Annotated in this window: 19 protein-coding genes and 3 tRNA genes; 15 read left to right on the top strand and 7 right to left on the bottom strand. The window is 67.5% G+C overall.

The genetic code is table 11. From position 1 onward, the window contains the following. Positions 1 to 80: 80 nt before the first annotated feature. Entirely contained in the window at positions 81 to 1,289 is a 1,209-nt protein-coding gene (locus RBS60_RS19415; RefSeq protein WP_307958229.1) for an IS481 family transposase, read from the top strand. 21 nt (positions 1,290 to 1,310) lie between these two features. Here RBS60_RS19415 and RBS60_RS19410 read toward each other — a convergent pair. After that, a tRNA-Arg gene (locus RBS60_RS19410) sits at positions 1,311 to 1,386 on the bottom strand. A 209-nt stretch (positions 1,387 to 1,595) separates the two neighbouring features. Between RBS60_RS19410 and RBS60_RS19405 the strand changes: the two genes are divergently transcribed. Further along, positions 1,596 to 2,213, top strand: coding sequence for a single-stranded DNA-binding protein (locus tag RBS60_RS19405; protein ID WP_307959184.1), 618 nt, complete (start codon positions 1,596 to 1,598; stop codon positions 2,211 to 2,213). A gap of 105 nt (positions 2,214 to 2,318) precedes the next feature. Beyond that, positions 2,319 to 4,001 carry an energy-dependent translational throttle protein EttA gene (gene ettA / locus RBS60_RS19400; RefSeq protein ID WP_307959183.1) on the top strand — a complete coding sequence of 561 codons (1,683 nt, stop codon included), beginning with the start codon at positions 2,319 to 2,321 and terminating at the stop codon, positions 3,999 to 4,001. An 85-nt stretch (positions 4,002 to 4,086) separates the two neighbouring features. Here ettA and RBS60_RS19395 read toward each other — a convergent pair whose 3' ends face one another. Beyond that, positions 4,087 to 4,989 (bottom strand): acyl-CoA thioesterase II, encoded by a 903-nt coding sequence (locus RBS60_RS19395; RefSeq protein ID WP_307959182.1) that lies wholly within the window; start codon positions 4,987 to 4,989, stop codon positions 4,087 to 4,089. Between the two features lie 82 nt (positions 4,990 to 5,071). Here RBS60_RS19395 and RBS60_RS19390 point away from each other — a divergent pair, with 82 nt between their 5' ends. Then, positions 5,072 to 5,584, top strand: a complete 513-nt coding sequence (locus tag RBS60_RS19390; RefSeq protein ID WP_307959181.1) for a thioesterase family protein — start codon at positions 5,072 to 5,074, stop codon at positions 5,582 to 5,584. Further along, the gene (locus tag RBS60_RS19385) at positions 5,581 to 6,255 is read left to right on the top strand and encodes a hypothetical protein (RefSeq protein ID WP_307959180.1); all 675 of its coding nucleotides are present in this window, start codon (positions 5,581 to 5,583) and stop codon (positions 6,253 to 6,255) included. The genes RBS60_RS19390 and RBS60_RS19385 overlap by 4 nt, the downstream gene beginning before the upstream one ends. Before the next feature lie 25 nt (positions 6,256 to 6,280). On the opposite strand, the gene RBS60_RS19380 is transcribed toward RBS60_RS19385, so the two are convergent. From RBS60_RS19380 to pepN, 4 genes are all read right to left on the bottom strand, one after another. Further along, positions 6,281 to 6,682, bottom strand: a complete 402-nt coding sequence (locus RBS60_RS19380; RefSeq protein WP_307959179.1) for a globin — start codon at positions 6,680 to 6,682, stop codon at positions 6,281 to 6,283. Beyond that, positions 6,675 to 7,457 (bottom strand): mechanosensitive ion channel domain-containing protein, encoded by a 783-nt coding sequence (locus tag RBS60_RS19375; protein WP_307959178.1) that lies wholly within the window; start codon positions 7,455 to 7,457, stop codon positions 6,675 to 6,677. Before RBS60_RS19375 ends, RBS60_RS19380 begins: the two co-directional genes overlap by 8 nt. A 61-nt stretch (positions 7,458 to 7,518) precedes the next feature. Then, positions 7,519 to 7,983: an OsmC family protein gene (locus tag RBS60_RS19370; RefSeq protein ID WP_307959177.1), complete on the bottom strand. Its 465-nt coding sequence runs from the start codon at positions 7,981 to 7,983 to the stop codon at positions 7,519 to 7,521. An 11-nt stretch (positions 7,984 to 7,994) separates the two neighbouring features. Further along, entirely contained in the window at positions 7,995 to 10,550 is a 2,556-nt protein-coding gene (gene pepN, locus RBS60_RS19365) for an aminopeptidase N (RefSeq protein WP_307959176.1), read from the bottom strand. A 139-nt stretch (positions 10,551 to 10,689) separates the two neighbouring features. Between pepN and RBS60_RS19360 the strand changes: the two genes are divergently transcribed. From RBS60_RS19360 to RBS60_RS19315, 10 genes are all read left to right on the top strand, one after another. Continuing rightward, positions 10,690 to 11,652, top strand: coding sequence for a hypothetical protein (locus RBS60_RS19360; RefSeq protein ID WP_307959175.1), 963 nt, complete (start codon positions 10,690 to 10,692; stop codon positions 11,650 to 11,652). Positions 11,653 to 11,690: 38 nt separating this feature from the next. Continuing rightward, complete coding sequence (locus RBS60_RS19355; protein ID WP_307959174.1) at positions 11,691 to 12,170, top strand: ribose-5-phosphate isomerase; 480 nt, start codon at positions 11,691 to 11,693, stop codon at positions 12,168 to 12,170. Positions 12,171 to 12,186: 16 nt separating this feature from the next. Continuing rightward, positions 12,187 to 13,122: a DNA-formamidopyrimidine glycosylase family protein gene (locus tag RBS60_RS19350; RefSeq protein WP_307959173.1), complete on the top strand. Its 936-nt coding sequence runs from the start codon at positions 12,187 to 12,189 to the stop codon at positions 13,120 to 13,122. Positions 13,123 to 13,204: 82 nt separating this feature from the next. Beyond that, a tRNA-Gly gene (locus tag RBS60_RS19345) sits at positions 13,205 to 13,275 on the top strand. A gap of 101 nt (positions 13,276 to 13,376) precedes the next feature. Further along, a tRNA-Pro gene (locus RBS60_RS19340) sits at positions 13,377 to 13,451 on the top strand. A 66-nt stretch (positions 13,452 to 13,517) separates the two neighbouring features. Further along, positions 13,518 to 14,912 carry a trigger factor gene (gene tig, locus RBS60_RS19335; protein WP_307959172.1) on the top strand — a complete coding sequence of 465 codons (1,395 nt, stop codon included), beginning with the start codon at positions 13,518 to 13,520 and terminating at the stop codon, positions 14,910 to 14,912. 202 nt (positions 14,913 to 15,114) lie between these two features. Further along, positions 15,115 to 15,732: an ATP-dependent Clp protease proteolytic subunit gene (locus tag RBS60_RS19330; RefSeq protein WP_307959171.1), complete on the top strand. Its 618-nt coding sequence runs from the start codon at positions 15,115 to 15,117 to the stop codon at positions 15,730 to 15,732. 28 nt (positions 15,733 to 15,760) lie between these two features. Then, positions 15,761 to 16,420 (top strand): ATP-dependent Clp protease proteolytic subunit, encoded by a 660-nt coding sequence (locus RBS60_RS19325; RefSeq protein WP_307959170.1) that lies wholly within the window; start codon positions 15,761 to 15,763, stop codon positions 16,418 to 16,420. 168 nt (positions 16,421 to 16,588) lie between these two features. After that, positions 16,589 to 17,872, top strand: a complete 1,284-nt coding sequence (gene clpX / locus RBS60_RS19320; RefSeq protein ID WP_307959169.1) for an ATP-dependent Clp protease ATP-binding subunit ClpX — start codon at positions 16,589 to 16,591, stop codon at positions 17,870 to 17,872. A 62-nt stretch (positions 17,873 to 17,934) separates the two neighbouring features. Beyond that, entirely contained in the window at positions 17,935 to 18,588 is a 654-nt protein-coding gene (locus RBS60_RS19315) for a DsbA family protein (protein WP_307959168.1), read from the top strand. A 340-nt stretch (positions 18,589 to 18,928) separates the two neighbouring features. Here RBS60_RS19315 and valS read toward each other — a convergent pair whose 3' ends face one another. Next, a complete protein-coding gene (valS, locus tag RBS60_RS19310; protein WP_307959167.1) occupies positions 18,929 to 21,544 on the bottom strand; it encodes a valine--tRNA ligase in 2,616 nt (871 codons plus the stop codon). Between the last annotated feature and the right edge of the window lie 31 nt (positions 21,545 to 21,575).

Raw genomic sequence — 21,575 nt, 5'->3', positions numbered from 1 at the left:
GACTGCTGTGGCGGGACATCGTTGACGCCTTCCGGCATGTCGCGGGACATCGTTGACACCTCGCCCATTGGGCTTCTGCCATGTCGAAGAACAAGGTCATCGTCGTCGCAGTCCTTGAGGGTGGGATGTCCAAGGCCGAAGCAGCCCGCCGGTACGGCATCAGCCGCCAATGGGTCCACCAACTCATCGCCCGCCACGCAGCCGAAGGAGAGGCCGGCCTCGAGGCCCGCTCCCGGCGGCCCCGCACCAGCCCGCAGCAGACGCCGGCCAACGTTCAGGAGAGGATCCTGGTCCTACGCGCCGACCTGCAGGCCAAGGGCCTGGACTCCGGGGCCGAGACCATCGCTGCCCATCTCGGACGCGAGGGCCTCCCGGTGCCCGCGAGCACCACCATCCACCGCATCCTCCGGGCCGCCGGCGCGGTCGCCCCCGAACCCCACAAGCGTCCCAAGTCCTCCCTGCGACGCTTCGCCGCGGCCCAGCCCAACGAGACCTGGCAGTCCGACTTCACCCACTGGCACCTGGCCGACGGCACCGACACCGAGATCATCGACTTCCTCGACGACCACTCCCGCTGCCTGCTCCACCTCACCGCCCACCCCAGGACGACCGGCGCCATCGTCGTGGACGCCTTCCTGGACACCGCACAGGAACACGGCCTGCCCGCCAGCACCCTGACCGACAACGGCATGGTCTACACCACCCGCCTGGCCGGCGGGAAAGGAGGCCGCAACGCCTTCGAGAGCCTCATCGCAGGGCTCGGGATCGTCCAGAAGAACGGATCCCCCGGCCACCCCCAGACCCAGGGCAAGATCGAGCGCTTCCACCAGACCCTGAAGAAATGGCTCCACAGCCAGCCTCCGGCCCAGACCATCGAGGACCTGAACGACCAGCTCACCAGATTCCGCCACGTCTACAACCACGAACGCCCCCACCGCGCGCTCGGCAGGCACACACCCGCCGAGGCCTACGCCCAGACCCCCAAGGCCGGCCCCGCGGCCGCCGCCCAGGGGGCACACTTCCGCGTCCGGACCGACCGCGTCGACGCCGACGGCAAGGTCACCCTCCGCCACGCGGGACGCCTCCGTCACCTCGGCATCGGCCGCGCCCACAGGCACAAACGCATCATCCTGCTCGTCCACGACGCCGAGGCCACCGCCATCGAGCACGGCACCGGCGAGATCCTCGCCGAATTCACCATCAATCCCACCCGCGGCTACCAGCCCAAAAAACAGAACACCCCCGGTCCGAAGACCGGGGGTGTCAACGATGTCCCGCCACATCCGTAAAGGATGTCCCGCTACATCACATGGCGCCCCAGGAGGGAATCGAACCCCCGACCAAGAGATTAGAAGGCTCCTGCTCTATCCTCTGAGCTACTGGGGCAGGCCTGTGAAATTCTATCCTGCGGCGCGGCGGGCTGTCGCACCTGACGGGACGCACCGACCGGCACGCCCCCGTTGGGTTGTCCTCCACAAACGCAGCTTCGGCGAGTTGTCCACATGCAGGCAGACGGTGCTTCTTCACGGCTCCAGGGCGGGACACCCTGAATCCAGGTCCCCCCGTCGGGGCGGCCACGGACTGGAGGTCGAGAGATGAACGACATGATCACGCTGCGCGGCTGGGTCGGCACCGAGCCCACCATGGGGCTCACGAAGCACAACACGCCCTATTCGAGGTTCCGCATGTCCGTCAACGAGCGGAGGTTCGACCGCGAGAGGCAGTCGTGGGTGGACGGGCACACGAGCTGGTACAACGTCGCGTGCTACGGCCACATCGCGGACAATGTCGCCGAGAGCGTCCACAAGGGCCAGCGCATCATCGTCCTGGGCCGGCTGCAGATCAGGAGCTTCCAGCGCACGGACGGCACCTTCGGGACGGAGGCAGACCTGGTGGCCACTTCGCTCGGCCACGACCTCGCGCTCGGGATCGCGCGGTGGAACCGGCGCCGGGACGAGGCAGACCGCGGGCCCTCGCTGCGGAGCACAACTCAGGTCGAGGGGATCGGGGCTGTTGATCCGGCCACCGGAGAGATCGCGGGCAACCCGGGGCCCGACGAACTCTTCGGTCCTGAGCCGGAGGACTTCGGCGAGGACCACGAGTTCCTCGGCCCGAACGGGACAGGTGCCGCGTACGAGGGCGCGGAGCCGCCTGCTCAGAGCGACAGGGCTGGGGAGGTGATGGGTCCCGAGGGGCGCCTTCTGTCGGCGTGAGCGGCTGCAGGGACCGGGGAGGCCTCGTGCTCCAACAGCACGGGGGCCTTCCCCGAGTCTGGCACGGATGTGTGATAGTCCGTGGTACCCAGTAGATTGATGGTCATGGCGGAATTCATCTACACCATGACCAAGGCCCGCAAGGCTGTGGGCGACAAGGTCATCCTCGACGACGTGAGCATGTCGTTCTTCCCCGGCGCCAAGATCGGTGTCGTGGGTCCGAACGGTGCCGGCAAGTCGACCATCCTCAAGATCATGGCCGGTCTCGACACGCCTTCCAATGGCGAGGCCCGGCTCTCGGCGGGCTATTCGGTCGGCATCCTCCTCCAGGAGCCCCCGCTGAACGAGGAGAAGACCGTCCTCGGCAACGTCCAGGAGGGCGTTGGCGAGATCTACGGGAAGATCCAGCGGTTCAACGAGATCTCCGAAGAGATGGCGAGCCCGGACGCGGACTACGACGCGCTGCTCGAGGAGATGGGCAAGCTCCAGGAGGCCATCGACGCCGCAGACGCATGGGACCTCGACTCCCAGCTCGAGCAGGCAATGGACGCGCTGCGCTGCCCGCCACCGGACGCCGACGTCAAGGTGCTCTCCGGTGGCGAGCGCCGTCGTGTGGCACTGTGCAAGCTGCTCCTGCAGAAGCCGGATCTGCTCCTGCTCGACGAGCCGACCAACCACCTCGACGCCGAGAGCGTCCTCTGGCTCGAGCAGCACCTCTCCGCGTACCCCGGGGCAGTGCTGGCCGTGACCCACGATCGCTACTTCCTCGACCACGTTGCCGAGTGGATCTGTGAGGTGGACCGTGGGCGTCTCTACCCGTACGAGGGCAACTACTCGACCTATCTCGAGAAGAAGCGTGCGCGCCTCGAAGTCCAGGGCAAGAAGGACGCCAAGATGGCCAAGCGTCTCTCCGAGGAGCTCGACTGGGTCCGCTCGAACGCCAAGGGCCGCCAGACCAAGTCCAAGGCCCGCCTCGCCCGGTACGAGGAGATGGCCGCGGAGGCCGAGCGCACGCGCAAGCTCGACTTCGAGGAGATCCAGATCCCGCCGGGCCCTCGCCTCGGCCAGCTTGTCATCGAGGCCAAGGGTCTCAAGAAGGGCTTCGGCGACCGCGTCCTGATCGACGGGCTCTCCTTCTCGCTCCCGCGCAACGGCATTGTCGGAGTGATCGGCCCGAACGGCGTCGGCAAGACGACTCTGTTCAAGACCCTCGTGGGCCTCGAGCCACTCGACGGCGGCGACCTCAGGATCGGTGACTCGGTCAAGATCTCCTATGTGGACCAGTCCCGCGGCGGCATCGACCCCAACAAGACGCTCTGGGAGGTCGTCTCGGACGGGCTCGACCACATCCAGGTCGGCCAGGTCGAGATGCCCTCGCGCGCCTATGTCTCAGCGTTCGGCTTCAAGGGCCCGGACCAGCAGAAGAAGGCCGGTGTCCTCTCGGGCGGCGAGCGCAACCGCCTCAACCTGGCTCTGACGCTCAAGCAGGGCGGCAACCTCCTGCTCCTTGACGAGCCCACCAACGACCTCGATGTCGAGACGCTCTCAAGCCTCGAGAACGCGCTGCTCGAATTCCCGGGCTGTGCTGTCGTCGTCTCGCACGACCGCTGGTTCCTGGACCGGGTCGCGACCCACATCCTCGCCTACGAGGGCACCGATGAGGACGAGGCCAACTGGTACTGGTTCGAAGGCAACTTCGAATCCTACGAGGAGAACAAGGTCGAGCGTCTCGGGGCCGACGCGGCGAAGCCGCACCGCGTGACGCACCGCAAGCTCAGGCGCGACTGACTGCCCAGAGTGGCGGACGCTCCTGCGCAGGAGACGCAAGGCCGGTCCCGTGTCGGGACCGGCCTTGCGTCTCAGTCGGGCCTGCTCAGGCCGGGCCTTCCATGTACGGAAGCCGGATCATGCCCTCCTGCGCCACGCTCGCGACGTGCACGCCGCTGCGGTTGAAGATCTTCCCCGTGCCGAGTGCGCGGGCACCCTGCGCGCTCGGCGACTCCTGGACATAGAGGAGCCACTCGTCCACCCGTACAGGCCGGTGCCACCACATCGCGTGATCCAGGCTCGCAACGCTCATGCCGGGTGTGATCCAGGACAGCCCGTGGCGGCGAAGGACGGGTTCGAGCACGGTGTAGTCACTCGCGAAGGCGAGCGCCGCCCGGTGCAGGGTATCGTCGTCGGGCATCGGTTCGATGGTCTTCATCCAGACCGCGTTCCGTGCCACCTGAGGGCTGGCGGCGGAGACGTAGATCGCGGGATCAACGTGCCGGACGTCGAAGGGGCGGTCGTACGCCCAGTACTGGGCCACGGGATGGTCGATGGACCCTAGGAGATCGGCGGTGCTCGGGAGCGATTCCGGGTCCGGGATGCCCTGCGGCATGGTCGACTGGTGCTCGATTCCCTCCGACTCGACCTGGAAGGACGCGATCATCGACAGGATCGGGTTGCCGTCCTGATACGCGTGCACCTGGCGCGCGGAGAACGAGCGTCCGTCGCGGAGTCTCTCGACGCCGAACGTGATGGACTTGTCGGCATCGCCGGGCCGGAGGAAGTATGCGTGGATCGAATGCACCGGCCGATCCTCCGTGACCGTCCGCGACGCGGCGATGAGGCTCTGGGCGAGCACTTGGCCACCGAAGACCCGATGGCGTGGCTGGCGTTCGCTCGGGCCCACGAAGACGTCCTTGTCGGTTCGCGCTCCGCCCAGATTGTCGAGATCGAGGAGGGTCAGCAGCGTTCCGGTGGGCCCCGCGGGCCGGACGGGTGATGTCATGGGACCGAGACTAGACGCCCGGTGCCCGTGCGGCCAACGTGACCCGCACGGGGCCGGGACGCCGTGGTGGCAAGATGGATCTATGCCCTCCGCGTACCGGTTTCCCCTTCAGCTGCGCTTCGGCGACGTCGACTCCTACGGCCATGTGAACAATGTGCGCTTCCTGCAGTTTCTCGAGGATGCCCGCGTCCACTGGATTCACGCGCCCCTCAGGACCGCACCGCCAGCGCCGGAGGCCGGGAGCGAGAACGCGGCGACCCTTGCTGATCTCGTGACCGCGGCGAACTTCACCCTGGTGGGGCGGCACGAGATCGAGTACCTCGCGCCCCTCATGTATCGGCGTGAGCCTGTGTTCGTTGACCTCTGGGTGACCCGCGTGGGCGGTTCCAGTTTCGACCTCGGCTACACCGTCGTCGATCCGCAGGACGGGAGCACGTGTGCCAACTGCTCGACCTCTATGGTGCTCGTGAGCCGCGAGACCGGCCGCCCAGTTCGGCTTCCGGACGCCATGCGCGCCGAATTCGCCGAGTTTGCCGGTCCGGACGTGCCGTTCCGCCGCAGACCCCCGCTCCCGATCGAGAGTGTGCGCCCATGAGCACCCCAGTCCTGGACGGTTCGCTCGATCTCGGGGATCCGCAAGCCGTCGCTGATCTGCGGATCTTCCTTTTGCGGGCACGTGCGGTCGAGGACGGTGCCGTGCGCCTGCAGGCGGTGGGGGGCGTCCTCGCCGCCTACGTGTGCGTCCTCGGCCCGCGCATCCTTGGCGAGGCCACGCCGACGGTCCTCGGCCTCAGAACCATGGCGCTGGCCCAGCCGGTGCACGCGGATGCGATTGTGTCCATGGCCTCGGTCTTCGACCGTCTCGCGCGGCTCGGCGAGACGGGGACCGTGCTCGAGCTGCCGCCGACGCACGTGCGGGCGTCCTGGGCCGCGGTGAGCCCGCCGCGGGGGCCGTGGGAGCCTCAGGGTGCGATCAGCGGCGACGACATTCTCACGGAGGCCACCGCCGGGATCGGCGAGGTGGCCGGGACCGTCCCCGACCGGCCGGGCGCCTCGATGGTCCACGGAGTGCGCTCCGCCGTCTGGGGCCGCGACCTCGGATCGAGCCCGGGGGTGCCCTTGGGCGCAGCGTTCGCGGCGCACGTCCTCGGGTTCGCGGCGGCGGGGGAGGACCTTCTCCGCTTCACGTGCGGTCCGTGGGTCAGGCTCTCGTCGGGACGCGGACACATCCTGTGCAGGAGGCCCTCAGTTCTCGCCCGCCTCTAGCTTTGACTGCTCGGTCGTCGAATGTTCAGTCGTCGAACGAGTTGACGAGGGAGTGGGCGGCCCGGTCGAGGTAGTCCCACAGCGTGGCCTCATACACGGGCGGCAGTCCGAGCGCGTCGACGCCGCTGCGCATGTGGTGCAGCCAGCGGTCGCGCGCCGCGGGATTCACCGTGAACGGCACATGGCGCATGCGCAGCCGCGGATGCCCACGCTCGGCGCTGTACGTCCCGGGGCCGCCCCAGTACTGCTCGAGGAACATGGTGAGCCGGCGGCGGGCCGGGCCAAGGTCTGCCTCGGGGTACATCGGGCGCAGGAGAGGGTCGTCCGCGACGCCGTCGTAGAAGACGTCGACGAGCTTGACGAAGGTCTCGTGGCCTCCCACGAGCTCGTAGAAGCTCTTCTGCGCCGAGCTGGTCGGTTCACTCACTGGACCGCTGACCTCCGTTGCTGGTTTCTTCGACGACTGGCTCGCCGGAATCCTCGGGAGCAGGCGCTTCCTGCACCGGCGGCACATAGGACCCCTGCGAACGGTTGCCCAGGCGCAGGATCTCGCCATTGCGCAGGTACCAGATGACCCCGTCGTCAGCACGCACACGCGTGATCCGAAGGCCCACGGATTCCACGGTGCCGGTGACCTCGCCCATTCCGGTCTCGATGATGTCACCGATGCCGTATTGGTCTTCGAGCGTGATGAAGATGCCGGCGAGGAAGTCGCGGATGAGCTGCTGCGCGCCGAAGCCGATCGCGACGCCGAGGATCCCGACGCTCGTGAGGAGCGGGGCGATGTCGACGCCCAGGGCCTTGAGCACGTAGATCACCACGATGGTAGTGATCACCACGGCGACCACGGAATTGAGCAGGGACCCGATTGTCCGGGCGCGCTGTGCCCTGCGCTCGGAATCGAGAGCCCGAAGCGCCGGCGCCGCCCACTTGAAGATGCGCCGCTCCGAGAGCACGGGGCCGGCCAAGACGCTCTTGACGATCTGCCTGATGACAAAGGTCGCCGTAAGCCAGACAACGAGGCCCACGCCGATCACGATGGCGACCTGGAGGAGCGTCTGGTTGAGGGTCGACACTGCGGTGTTCAGCTCTGTTGACGTGAGCGGTACCGGTCCCGAGGCGCCGCTTGTCGGCGCCGGGTCGGGGGGCGCCGTCGTGCTCGACGGGATCACTGAAAGGAACATGGACAGGGCAGAGGGCACTGTCTTGGGCCTCCTTGTCTGGGGACGGATGGCCCTCCCACCCTATCGAGCTGCCGGGGGCTCAGGGCACGCGCGGCTCGTGCCGCACGGGGAAGTTCACCGAGCGCGCAATGAAGCATGTCGCGTGGGCGTCGTCGTGGAGCCTGTCCGCGAGGTCCCGCTGGGACTCGTCGGCGAGCTCGACGCGGGGCCGCAGCGTGACCTCGGAGAACTCCCCGGCGTGACCGTGGACGTGCAGCGTTCCGCTGGCCTCGTCCGCGTATCCGGTCACGACGACGCCTGCCCGGGCCGCCTCGAACAGATAGCTGAGCATGTGGCACTGGGCCAGGGCGGTCAGCAGCAGCTGCTCGGGGTTGTACCGGTCACGTGTGCCGCGGAACGCCGGGTCGGCGGTTCCGGGCAAGACTGGAAGGTACGGGAGTGCGACGTCGTGGTCACGGCTGAAATCACGGACGCCCGACGTCCCGGTGCCCCGATTGCCCGTCCACGTCACGTTCACGCTGTAGTGGTGCTCGCCGATCGCCATGATCACACAGGCTAGCGGTCCGCGGCCTGAGCGCGAAGGGCCCGGGCCACCCCGTCACGGTTCTCGAGCATCATGCGGCGTAAGGCCGCCTGGTCATCGCCGAGCGCCGCGAGAAACGCGTCGGTGGCCTCGAGCGTCGCGGGTGTCGTCTGCTGGGCTGGGTAGAGCCCGACGACGATCTGCTGGGCGAGGGCGTGGGTCCGCTCGGCGACGATCCCCGGCACGGCCGCGAAGTACTTCTCGGCATAGGGGGCGAGCAGAGCGGCGTCGTGTGTGCGAACGAACCCGTTGACGGCAGCCTGCTGGATCGCGTTGGACAGGGTGCCCCGCACCACGATCGACTCCCACGCCTCCGCCTTGGCCTCCGCGGTGGGCAGAGCGGCAGTTGCGAGGGCCGCGGCGCATTGGCCGGTCGCTGTGTTGTCCCGGGCGAGCTCGTCGTCGATCCGGGCCCTGTCGACGCGGCCCCCTGCCGCAAGGGACGCGACGAGCTCCCACCGGAGGTCCTGATCCACTTCGAGGCCGGGCACGGTCAGTGAGCCCTCGAGCAGCCCCGCGACGGCGTCGAGATGGTCCCCCGTCGCCGCGAGGGCCGAGAAGGCCTTCACGAACTGCAGCTGGGAATCGGAGCCTGGATGGGCCTCGCGTGCAAGGGCCCAGAGCCGCTCGGCCGCACGGCGCTTGGCCTCGGACTGGGCGCCGGCGGCTACATAGTAGTCAAGCGTTGTCGCGAGCTGGCGCAGGAGCGTCTGGACCACCGAGGCATCGGATTCTGCGCCGATGTTGGAGAGCACGAGCTCCACGTAGGCGCGCGCTGGAGTCTCGGCGTCTCGCGCGCCGTCCCAGGCTGAACCCCAGACGAGCGCCCGGGGGAGGCTGTCGGCGATGTCCTTGAGGCTGGCCGTTGCCGTCGCGAGGGAAGCCGGATCGAGGCGCACCTTGGCGTAGGCGAGGTCGTCGTCGTTCAGGAGGATGAGCGCCGGCCGGGCGAGGCCGGCCAGCTCGGGCACCTCGGTCACCTCGCCGTGAACGTCGAGCTCGGTGCGGTGCGTGCGTGCCAGGGCACCCGTGGCGTCGCGGTCGTAGAAGCCGACCCCCAGCCGGTGCGGTCGGATCGTCGGAAAGGCGGGGACGGCACTCTGGCGCACGGCGAAGCGGACGATCCGCCCGGCGTCGTCCGTCTCGATCTCAGGGGAGAGCGTGTTGACCCCCGCCGTCTCGAGCCATGCCGTTCCCCACGCGGTCAGGTCGCGCCCGCTCGCGGCCTCGAGCTCGGCCATGAGGTCGCCGAGCTCGGTGTTGCCCCAGGCGTGCTTGGCGAAGTACCGGCGGACGCCCTCCATGAAGTGCTCCTGGCCCACCCACGCGACTAGCTGCTTGAGCACGGAGGCGCCCTTGGCGTAGGTAATGCCGTCGAAGTTGACCTCGACGTCCGCAAGGTCCCTGATGTCGGCGAAGATCGGGTGCGTGGTCGGAAGCTGGTCCTGGCGGTAGGCCCAGGACTTCTCGACGGAGGCGAATGTCGTCCACGCGTGGCGGAAGTCGGTGCCCTCGGCGGCGGCGAGGTGGGACATGAACTCCGCGAAGGATTCGTTGAGCCACAGGTCATTCCACCAGCGCATCGTCACGAGGTCCCCGAACCACATATGGGCGAGCTCGTGCAGGACCGTGATGGCCCGGCGCTCCACGGTGGCCTGGGTCGGCTTGGACCGGAACACGTAGCTCTCGAGGATTGTCACGGCGCCAGCATTCTCCATGGCGCCAGCGTTGAACTCCGGGACGAACAGCTGGTCGTACTTCTCGAACGGGTACTCGCACCCGAACTCGCGCTCGTAGAACGCGAACCCGGCCTTCGTGATCCCGAAGATGTTCTGCGCGTCGAGGTACTGGATGAGGGACTTCCGCGCGAAGATCCCGAGAGGAACGGTCCTGCCGGCCGAGTTCACGAGCGAGTCGGTGACGCTCTCGTAGGGCCCGGCGATGAGCGCCGTGATGTAGCTCGAGAGCCGCGGCGTCGGTGCGAACTCCCATCTGGACGCCGCGTCCTCGCCGGCCACGCGGACGGGCACCGGCGTGGGGGAGTTGGAGACGACCTCCCAGTGCGACGGCGCCGTCACGGTGAACTGGAACTGGGCCTTGAGGTCGGGCTGCTCGAAGACGGCGAACATGCGGCGGGAGTCGGGCACCTCGAACTGCGAGTAGAGGTACACCTCGCCGTCCACGGGGTCGACGAACCGGTGCAGGCCCTCGCCCGTGTTCATGTAGAGCGCGTCAGCATCGACCACGAGCTCATTCTCGGCCTGGAGGGAGGGGAGCTGGATGCGGACACCGTCGCTGACCCGCGCTGTGTCGAGCGAGGTCCCGTTGAGCGTCACCGAGCGCACCTCGGCGGTGATGGCATCGATGAAGGACGCCGCGCCCTCCGCCGCTGAGAAGCGCACCGTGGTGCGCGATCCGAAGACGCGGTCGCCGCGCGTGAGGTCGAGCTCGACATGGTAGCTCTCGACGTGCCGAATGGCCTCAGCCCTCTCGATGGCTTCCGAGCGGGTGAGATTCGTCCCTGGCATGTGCCCTCCAAGCGTGTACTGCGTGCAGTGATCCGCGTGGCGGGAATCACTTTTGAAGTTATTGTTTCATGTCGGTGCCGCTGCAAGCCAGCGTCTCTGTGTGCGAACTGTGACTATCACGTGAAGTAGCGTTGTGGCTATGTCCGACGTTTCTGAGAAGAGATGGGATCGGAAGGCGCTCCGCTTCGCCGTCGGATACCCCGTCCTCCTCGCGATCGGGTTCGGCCTCGCGTCGCTGACCTTCCGCGGACGCGTCCCCGAGCCCGTCGCATGGCTCTGGGATGCCGACGGCGGCCGGGCGTTTGTGCCGTTCATCGGGTACCTGGTCGGGGGCGCCGTTCTTGTCGCGGTCGTAGGGGCTGCGCTGTGCCTACAGGCAGCGCTCCTCTCACGGCCGCCGATCTCCCGGCGGATCTTCATGGCAGGCGGAGTGGGGATGTCGATGTTCCTCACGACGGTGCTCGCCTCGGGTCTCATCGGCCAGGACGGGATCCGGGACGCGCGCGATTCCCATCCCGACCCGATCGTCCTGGCGATGGGTTCCGGTGCGACGGTCGCGTTCGCCGTCGTGATGCTCTTCGCCTTCAAGCCGGACGAGCAGTGGAGCCCGCGCGATCAGGAAGCACTCCTGGAGGTCCTCGAGCCCGACCGTGCGGCCTCGACGTTCTCCTACTGGGCCCATGCGCGCTCCTCCGTGTTCGTGATGCTGGGCATCATCGGGATCTCGGTCTCGCTGCTCCTGCTCGTCGTCTCCCCGTGGATCTCGCTGGCCCTGACGCTTGCCGCGCTTCTCGCAGCAGGGTCCCTCGTGGTGCGGGTCGCGGTGAGTCCCGAGACCGTGTCAGTGTTCCTGGCCGGCGTCGTGCCCGTCCTGAGGTTCAGCCCGGGCCGTGTGCTCCGCGCGGGCGCGGAGACAGTCGCTGCACGCCGGTTCGGGGGCTGGGGCTATCGGCGGAAGGGACCGGTCGTCTCGATTCTGGCCGCGAGTGGGGAGGCGGTGGAAGTGGTCCTCGACGACGGCCGCCGACTGACCTTCTCGGGCCGTGACGGGGACACCGCACGTCGCGTCGTCGACGTGCTCCGTGCGGCCGCCGGCGCGTAGGCTGGAGCCCAGTGCCTACCGCGAGAGAGAGGAACGCCGTGCCCAAGCCGCGCGTCCACATTGCCACCGACCATGCAGGGATGGAGCTGTCCGCGCACCTCGTGGCACACCTCCGTGGCCAGGGGTTCGACGTCGTGGACCACGGACCCATGGACTATGACCCGCTCGACGACTACCCGTCGTTCTGCATCAAGGCCGCCCTCGCCGTCGTCACCGACCAGGAAGCTGGCACCCACGCCCTCGGGATCGTGCTGGGCGGCTCGGGCAACGGCGAGCAGATCGCTGCGAACAAGGTACGCGGCGTGCGCGCGGCGCTCGCCTGGAACCTCGAGACGGCCCGGCTCGCGCGCGAGCACAACGACGCCAACGTCGTGGCGGTCGGCGGCCGCCAGCACACCGTTGACGAGGCGACGCTGCTCATCGAGGCGTTCCTGGCCGAGCCCTTCAGCGAGGACGAGCGTCATGTGCGCCGTATCGGCAAGATTGCGGCGTACGAGATGACTGGCGAGATCGTCTAGCAGAATCGGCCCAGCGGTGCCCGAAGGCCACTCCATCCACCGGCTCGCCCGCCAGTTCTCCGACGTGTTCGTGGGGCAACGGCTTGCAGTTTCGAGCCCGCAAGGGCGGTTCGGCGACGGTGCCGCGCTCTTGGACGGGCGCGTCCTCGAATTGGCGTCCGCCCACGGCAAGCAGCTCTTCCTCGACTTCGAGGGCGGGCTCGTCCTCAGGGTTCATCTCGGCCTCTACGGTGCGTGGGACTTCGGCGGAGACGAGACGTTCGCGGGTGCCTCGAGCATCGGGGCCCCACGCCGTGTAGGGGAGCGGGAGATCGCGGACGACGGCGGCACCCGGCTCAGCGCCGCACCGCCCCCTCCGCGCGGGGCGGTCCGCGCACGGCTCGTGTCCGACCACGGGTGGGCCGACCTGCGCGGCGCGAGCACGTGCACCGTCGAGACCGTGGCCGAGGCGCTGGCCGTGAGGGACCGGCTCGGGCCCGATCCCTTGGCGGGGCGGGTTCCGGGACAGGGCAGGAGGAGGGGGCCAGGGGAGGAGAAGCCCGGCGACGACGGCGAGGAGTTCGCCCGCCGGCTCACCCGCCGTCGGACGCCTGTGGCGCGCCTCCTCATGGAGCAGGACATCGTTGCCGGGATCGGCAACGTCTACCGTGCGGAGCTCCTATACCGCGCAAGGATCGACCCCGCCACACCGGGTACAGACCTTGGCGCCGACCGGGCCGCCGCGCTGTGGCGGGACGCAGTCGCGACGATGTCCCAGGGCGTCCGCGACGGCCGCATCGTCACGACAGACCCGGCGCTGTGGACGGATGGTCCGGACACTCTGCCGGCGCCCGTGGAGGCGCATTATGTCTACAGGCGCCATGGGCTCGCATGCCGAACCTGCGGTACCGCTGTGATGCTGGCCGAGGAAGCGGGCCGGAAGCTCTACTGGTGCCCCCGCTGCCAGAGTTGACGGAAAGGCTCGCGGATCAGCGCTGATTTGACGCCGCCGATTTGACACGCGCGTCCGGGTTCGCTTTAGTGAGAGGGCCCTCGCGGCCGTAGCTCAATGGTAGAGCCTCAGTCTTCCAAACTGATTACGCGGGTTCGATTCCCGTCGGCCGCTCCGCGACACGGGCCTCTCCGACAGGAGAGGCCCGTTGCCGTTCCCGGGGGCGGATGTGCATCGGCCGATCCCGTCACGGTATCGTGGTCTGTGCACTAGACCGGGGTGTAGCTCAGCTTGGCTAGAGCGCCTGCTTTGGGAGCAGGAAGTCGCAGGTTCAAATCCTGTCACCCCGACAGTCGCGTCCTGAGTCACGTGACCAGGGCAGTACCCCCTATCCGACCATCCAGGAGAGCCACGCTGTGAAGAGCGCTGCCGAGAACCTCAGCCCCACCCGGGTCAAGCTCAACGTCGAGGTGACCCTCGACGAGCTGAAGCCGAACATCGATGCCGCCTACAAGGCCGTGGCCGAGCAGATCCAGGTCCCGGGCTTCCGCAAGGGCAAGGTCCCGGCCCGCATCGTCGACCAGCGCGTTGGCCGGGGCTACGTCCTCGAGACCGCGATCAACGAGGGCCTCAACGACTGGTACCAGCAGGCCGTCGCCGAGACCGGCATCCGCCCGCTGTCGCGCCCCGATGTCGAGATCTCCGAGGTTCCCGACCCGGCGGCCACCGAGGGGGAGCTCAAGTTCACGGTCGAGGTGGACGTGCGTCCCGAGATCGAGCTCCCCGACTACGAGAACCTCAAGGTCGAGGTCGCTGCCGCCGAAGCAGGCGACGACGACGTCCAGACTGCCCTTGACGAGCTCCGCGGCCGGTTCGGCACGCTCAAGCCCGTCGAGCGCCCCGCGGCGGCAGAGGACTTCCTGACCATCGACATCAGCGCGAACGTCGGTGACGAGGAGGTCGACTCGGCCTCGGGTCTCTCCTACCAGGTCGGCTCCGGCACGATGCTCGAAGGCATGGACGAGGCCGTGACCGGCCTTTCCGCAGGCGAGGAGTCCGTTTTCGAGACCAAGCTGGCCGGCGGCGAGCACGCAGGCGAAACCGCCTCCGTGACCGTCAAGGTGACGGCCGTGAAGGAGCGCGAGCTCCCCGAGGCCGACGACGACTTCGCGCAGCTCGCGTCCGAGTTCGACACGATCGACGAACTCCGCGGGGACCTGGCCAAGCAGGCCTCCCAGTCCAAGGTCGTCTCGCAGGGCGTCGAGGCCCGTGACAAGGTGCTCGACAAGCTCGTTGAGCTGGTCGAGGTCCCGGTCCCGGACAGCGTCGTCACCGAGCAGGTTGACGCGCACTTCAACCCGGCCAACAGCGAGCACGCGGCCGACGAGGACCACGACACCGAGGAGCACCGCGCCGAGGTCAAGGCCAACACGGAGCGAGCCTTCAAGAACGAGGTCATCCTCGACGCGATTGCCGACAAGGAGGAGATCGGTGTCTCCCAGTCGGAGCTCATCGAGTACCTCGTGACCACCGCTGGCCAGTACGGCATGGACCCGAACCAGTTCGCCCAGATCATGGACCAGTCCGGCCAGGTGCCGATGATGGTCGGCGAGGTCCGCCGCCGCAAGGCGCTCGCCGCCGTCCTGGGCAAGGCCGAGGTCACTGATTCGGAGGGCAATGCCGTCGATCTGAGCGAGTTCGTGCGCCCGCTCGACGAAGAGCCCGCTGAGGCGTCCGAGGTCCTCGAGGCCGCTGACAGCGATGCCTCCGACGTCGTTCCGAGCGACGACCCGGCGTCCGTGAAGTTCTGATCTGAGCCGATTCCGACTGCGGCACGAGGCCGCCGTTCGATGCCCTCTGGGGCATGGACGGCGGCCTCTGTGTATCCCCGATCCGCACCGCCATGCGCTTGAAGCGAACAGTGAGCTGGCACGGAACAAAGCGCTGCGGAAAACGGCTAGTGTCCCTGTAGAAGCAACTAGCCCAGTGCATCTGATGGAGAGGTATCGCACAATGCAGCAGGAGAACTCGCCGAGCATGGCCGGGCCGGCCGAGGGGAACGGTCAGGACTACATCTACCAGCGCCTCCTCAAGGAGCGCATCATCTGGCTCGGCTCCGAGGTCCGCGACGACAACGCGAACGCCATCTGCTCCCAGCTCCTCCTCCTGTCCGCGGAGGACCCGGAGAAGGACATCTACCTCTACATCAACTCCCCTGGAGGGTCGGTCACCGCCGGTATGGCGATCTACGACACGATGCAGTTCATCCCGAACGACGTCGTGACCGTTGCCACCGGCCTCGCGGCCTCGATGGGGCAGTTCCTGCTCTCATCGGGTACCAAGGGCAAGCGCTACGCCACCCCGCACGCCCGTATCCTCATGCACCAGCCGTCCGGCGGGATCGGGGGCACTGCCTCGGACATCAAGATCCAGGCGGAGCTCATCCTGCACATGAAGCGGGTCATGGCTGAGCTCACGGCGGAGCAGACCGGCAGGTCGGTCGAGCAGATCCTCAAGGACAACGACCGCGACAAGTGGTTCACGGCGACCGAGGCGCTCGAGTACGGATTCTTCGACAAGATCGCCGAGCGTGCCGGGCACGTGTCCGGCGGCGGCGGGACCACCAAGTAAGAGACGCCTGGACTACAAGGAGCATCAGATGAACTACAGCATGGGCGTCAACCCAGCCAGCCTTCCCTCGAGCCGCTACGTCCTCCCGCAGTTCGAGGAGCGCACCCCGTATGGGTTCAAGCGCCAGGATCCGTACACGAAGCTCTTCGAGGACCGGATCATCTTCATGGGCGTTCAGGTCGATGACGCCTCCGCGGATGACATCATGGCCCAGCTCCTCGTCCTCGAGGCGAACGACCCCGACCGTGACATCACGATGTACATCAACTCCCCGGGCGGCTCGTTCACGGCCATGACAGCCATCTACGACACGATGCAGTTCATCCGCCCGGAGATCCAGACGGTGTGCCTCGGCATGGCGGCCTCCGCAGCGGCGGTCCTGCTCGCGGCCGGCACGCCGGGCAAGCGGCTGGCCCTGCCGAACTCGACGGTCATGATCCACCAGCCGTCCCTGTCCGGGGGGTCAGGCGGCCAGGCGACTGACCTCGAGATCCAGGCACGCGAGGTTCTTCGGATGCGCGAGTGGCTCGAGAACACGTGGGCGAAGCACACGAACAAGACCCCGGAGGAGATCAGCGCGGACATCGAGCGCGACAAGTTCCTCACGGCTGCTGAGGCCAAGGACTACGGACTCGTTGACGAGGTGCTCGAGTCGCGCAAGATCCGTCAGAGCGCGATCACCCGCTGACGGGGCACTTCCGCAGAGGCATCTCGGCGGCCAGAGCCGTCACCGCAGCGCCGGTGTCCGGGAATCCCGGGCGCCGGCGCCGTGTCGCTGTGGTGCATCTGCGACGACTGTCGGCGTCGTGGCCTACAGTGGGATGGTCAAAGGCTTCTTCAGGAAGGGAACCTACGAATGGCGCGCATTGGCGAGAGCGCAGACCTGCTGAAGTGCTCCTTCTGCGGTAAGAGCCAGAAGCAGGTCCGTAAACTCATTGCAGGTCCGGGTGTGTACATCTGCGATGAATGCATCGAGCTGTGCAACGAGATCATCGAAGAGGAACTCGCCGAGGTCTCGGATCTCGGATCGTTCGAGCTGCCCAAGCCGCGTGAGATCTTCGACTTCCTGCAGGAGTACGTCATCGGGCAGGAACCGGCCAAGCGGTCGCTCGCCGTCGCCGTGTACAACCACTACAAGCGCATCCAGTCGGGGCACGCGACCAAGGGCAGCTCCCTCGCGGAGGCCCACGACGACGTCGAGATCGCAAAGTCGAACATCCTCCTCATCGGCCCAACCGGCTGCGGCAAGACCTATCTGGCCCAGACGCTGGCCCGTCGGCTCAATGTGCCTTTCGCCGTCGCCGACGCGACCGCGCTGACCGAGGCGGGCTACGTCGGCGAGGACGTCGAGAACATCCTCCTCAAGCTCATCCAGGCCGCGGACTACGACGTCAAGAAGGCCGAGCAGGGGATCATCTACATCGACGAGATCGACAAGATCTCGCGCAAGAGCGAGAACCCGTCAATCACCCGCGATGTCTCGGGAGAGGGCGTCCAGCAGGCGCTCCTGAAGATCCTCGAGGGCACTGTGGCCTCGGTTCCGCCGCAGGGCGGCAGGAAGCATCCGCATCAGGAATTCATCCAGATCGACACGACCAACGTGCTCTTCATCGTGGCAGGGGCCTTCGCGGGGCTCGAGGACATCATCGGGCAGCGCGCAGGCAAAAAGGGCATCGGCTTCGGCGCACCCCTCAGCTCGCTCACGGCCAAGGAGAGCTCCTACGCCGACGTCATGCCCGAGGATCTCCTCAAGTTCGGCCTCATCCCGGAGTTCATCGGCCGCCTCCCAGTCATCACCACTGTGGAGAATCTCGACCGCGCCGCTCTCATGCAGATCCTCACGGTGCCCAAGAACGCTCTGGTCAAGCAGTACGAGAAGATGTTCCAGCTCGACGGCGTCGAGCTTCATTTCGACGCCGGCGCCCTCGAGGCGATTGCCGATCTCGCCCTCGACCGGGGTACCGGCGCGCGCGGTCTCAGGGCGATCCTCGAGGAAGTCCTCCTGCCCGTCATGTTCGATCTGCCCAGCCGTGATGACATCGCGAGCGTCGTGATCACGAAGGGTGTGGTGGTGGGGGGCGAGGAGCCGACACTCATCCCCCACAGCGTCGTCGCCAAGCGTCGCAACAAGTCCGCCTAAGCCCGGCACGTGCCCGCACCTGAGCGGGGGCGCGCCTCTTCATGCCTTTTCGAGGAGCCGTCATGTCCACAGATTCCGTGCAGATTCCAGCCGAGGCCGAGGCCGGGACCACGCAGAAGCAGAAGGCCGACTTCTGGTTCGACCCCGCGTGTCCCTTCGCCTGGGCGACCTCGCGGTGGATCGGCGAGGTAGAGAAGGTCCGGGACATCGAGACGGAGTGGCATGTCATGAGCCTCTCGGTCCTGAACGAGGGCCGCGAACTCGATCATGACTACATGCGGGCGATGGACGAGAACTGGGGGCCGGTGCGCGTGATCATCGCGGCGGCTGAGCTCCACGGATCAGAGAACATCAAGCCCCTCTATGACGCCATGGGCACGCTCATCCACCAGGAGAAGGTCAACGACCGGCCGGAGGTGATCCGTCGGGCCCTCGAGCAGGTGGGCCTCCCGGCGGAGTTGGCCGGATACGCAGACTCGGACGAATACGATCCCCAGCTTCGGGCGAGCCACAAGTCCGGTATCGAGCGGGTGGGACAAGACGTCGGTACCCCGATCGTTGCCTTCAACGGCACCGCGTTCTTCGGCCCGGTCATTACCCGGATACCGCGGGGCGAGGAGGCGGGGAAACTGTGGGACGCCGCCGTCGGACTCGCTTCGTTCCCGCACTTCTTCGAGCTCAAGCGGACCCGCACCGAGCGCCCGTCGGCCCTCTGACGCCGCGTCAAGGGGTACTCCGCTGAACTACCGGTCTGTAGTTCACGCAACCCCCTTGCCTCCGGCTTTGGCCGATATCACAATGGGAGGTACCTCATCCGCAAGGATGAGGACGTGGAAACCGAAGACCCAGTGACAGTCGATCGGCGCAGCCTCAGGCAAAGCCGGCGACTGGCCGCCAGTGACGAGACGGCAAGACCTGGATGCCGAGGAGTCCACCAGACTGCGAGAACGTCACCGAGCAGCCGAAAAGTCGAAGCCCCACCAACGCGACATACGCTGATGGGGCTTCCCCTTTGCCCAGATCCGGTGTGCCCAGATCCGGCCGAGCCTTCTCCAGCTAGCCCTCCGCAGGCGCGAGCTCGACCTCGCTCACGGTGAGCTCCCCGGCGCCGTCGCGCAATTCGATCGTGCGGGCGTTAGCGGCGGCGCGCAAATCTCCGAGGCCCGCCTCGAGCTTCGAAAGCAGCTCTGCCGGCGCCGCGACGACGGCGGTGAGCACCTCGGTGCGCTGCTTCACCTTGGCCTCGGACTTGGCCTTGCGGATGCCAGAGAGCGCTTGGCCGACGATCGGGAGCATGCCGCGGTCACCGTCGGCGACCCGCACGGGCGCAGGCCACGCCGCACGGTGCACTGAACCGGCACGCCACCAGCTCCACACCTCGTCGGTGGCAAACGGGAGCACCGGTGCGAAGAGCCGCAGGATCGCATCCAGAGTCGTTGCGAGGGCCGCGAGCACCGAAGCCTTCTGTTCCTCGCCCTGCGCGCCGTAGGCGCGGTCCTTGATGAGCTCGACGTAGTCGTCCGTGAACTGCCAGAAGAACGCCTCGGTCAGCTGGAGGGCGCGTGCCGGATCGTAGGCGGCGAAGGCCTCGCCAGCCTGCTCGACGACATCTGAGAGCTGCGCAAGGAGAGCACGGTCCAGAGGGTTGACGAGGACGGGATCCGTGCCATCCGTCAGCACGGTCTCCGCCGTCGCTCCGAGACCCAGCACGAACTTGGACGCATTGAGGATCTTGATGGCGAGTCGCCGCCCGATCTTCATCTGAGCGACCTCGAAGGCCGTGTCGGCGCCCAGCTTGGCCGAGGCCGCCCAGTACCGCACCGCGTCCGCGCCGAACTCCTCGAGGATGTCCGTCGGAACCACAACGTTGCCCTTGGACTTCGACATCTTCTTCCGGTCCGGGTCGAGGACCCAGCCCGAGATGGCCGCGTGCTTCCAGGGAACCGTGCCGTGGAGCTCCTCTCCGCGGACCACCGTGGAGAACAGCCAGGTGCGGATGATCTCGTGGGCCTGCGGCCTCAGGTCGAAGGGGAAGACGTTGGCGAAGAACGCGTCGTCACGGCTCCAGCGGCCGACGATCTGCGGGGTGAGGGAGGACGTCGCCCAGGTGTCGAGAACGTCGGGGTCACCTGTGAAGCCGCCCGGGACACCACGCTGCGATTCGTCGAACCCGGGCGCCGTTTCGGCAACAGGGTCGACCGGAAGCGCGGAATCATCCGGGACGATCGGGTTCTCGTAGTCGGGGTTCCCCTCGGTGTCGAGGGCGTACCAGACCGGGATCGGCACACCGAAGAAGCGCTGGCGAGAGACGAGCCAGTCGCCGTTGAGACCGCCCACCCAGTTGTCGTAGCGCGAGTGCATGAAGGCGGGGTGCCACTCGAGCTCGCGGCCGCGGGCCAGGAACGTGGCGCGGCGATGCTCGTCGCGGCCGCCGTTGCGGATGTACCACTGGCGCGACGTGACGACCTCGAGGGGCTTGTCGCCCTTCTCGTAGAAATTCACGGGGTGGAGGATCTTCTTCGGCTCGCCATCGAGGAGCCCACGCTCGGAGAGCATCTCGACGACGGCTTCCTTCGCAGAGAACGCGGTCTTGCCCGCGATCCGGGCGTAGGCGGCCTTGCCGTCCTCGCTCGTGATCCACTCGGGGGCCTCGCCGGCCAGCCTGCCGTCGCGTCCGATGATGGCGCGGGTGGGGAGCTGGAGTTCGCGCCACCACGTGACGTCGGTGAGGTCGCCGAAGGTGCAGACCATGGCGACGCCCGAGCCTTTGTCCGGCTTCGCGAGCGGGTGCGCCCGCACCTCTACCTCGACGCCGAACAGCGGGGAGGTCACCTTCGTGCCGAAGAGGTGCTGGTAGCGCTCGTCGTCAGGGTGCGCCACGAGGGCGGCGCAGGCGGCCAGGAGTTCGGGGCGGGTGGTCTCGATGTGCACGGGGTCGCCGTCGTGCGTCGTGAAGGCGTAGCGGTAATACGCGCCGGGAACCTCGCGGTCCTCGAGCTCCGCCTGGGCCACTGCCGTGCGGAAGGTCACGTCCCACAAGGTGGGCGCCTCGGCCAGGTATGCGTCGCCGGCGGCGAAGTTCTTCAGGAAGGCCCGCTGGGCGACGCCGCGGGAGGCATCGTCGATCGTGCGGTACGTCATGTCCCAGTCGACCGAGAGGCCGAGCGTCTTGAACAGGTTCTCGAAGACCTTCTCGTCCTCGACCGCGAGTTCCTCGCACAGCTCGATGAAGTTCCGACGCGAGACGACGTCGAAGTCGCGCTGGTTCTTGGCCGGCTGCGCGGGCGGGCGGTATGCGTCGTTGTACGGAATGGCCGGATCGCAGCGGACGCCGTAGTAGTTCTGCACGCGGCGCTCGGTGGGCAGGCCGTTGTCGTCCCACCCCATGGGGTAGAAGACGTTCTTGCCCGTCATGCGCTGGTAGCGCGCAAGGAGGTCCGCCTGCGTGTAGGAGAACATGTGCCCGACGTGGAGCGAACCGGACGCCGTGGGCGGGGGAGTGTCGATCGAGTAGACCTCGCCGCGGGTGGTCTCGGGGTTGAACCGGTAGGTTCCCTCGGAGTCCCAGCGCTGCGTGAGCCTGGTCTCGAGGCCCTCGAGGGCGGGCTTGTCGGGGACGTTGGTCGGGGTGCTGCCGGGCGTGTCTGTACCCGTGATGGCTGCTTCAGGCATGCCACTGATTGTTCCATGCTTTTCCGTGCCG

Source organism: Sinomonas sp. ASV486, from assembly GCF_030908215.1.
GTDB lineage: Bacteria > Actinomycetota > Actinomycetes > Actinomycetales > Micrococcaceae > Sinomonas > Sinomonas puerhi.
Note: the sequence above shows the minus strand (reverse complement) of the source record. Positions and strands in the feature narration are given on the sequence as shown.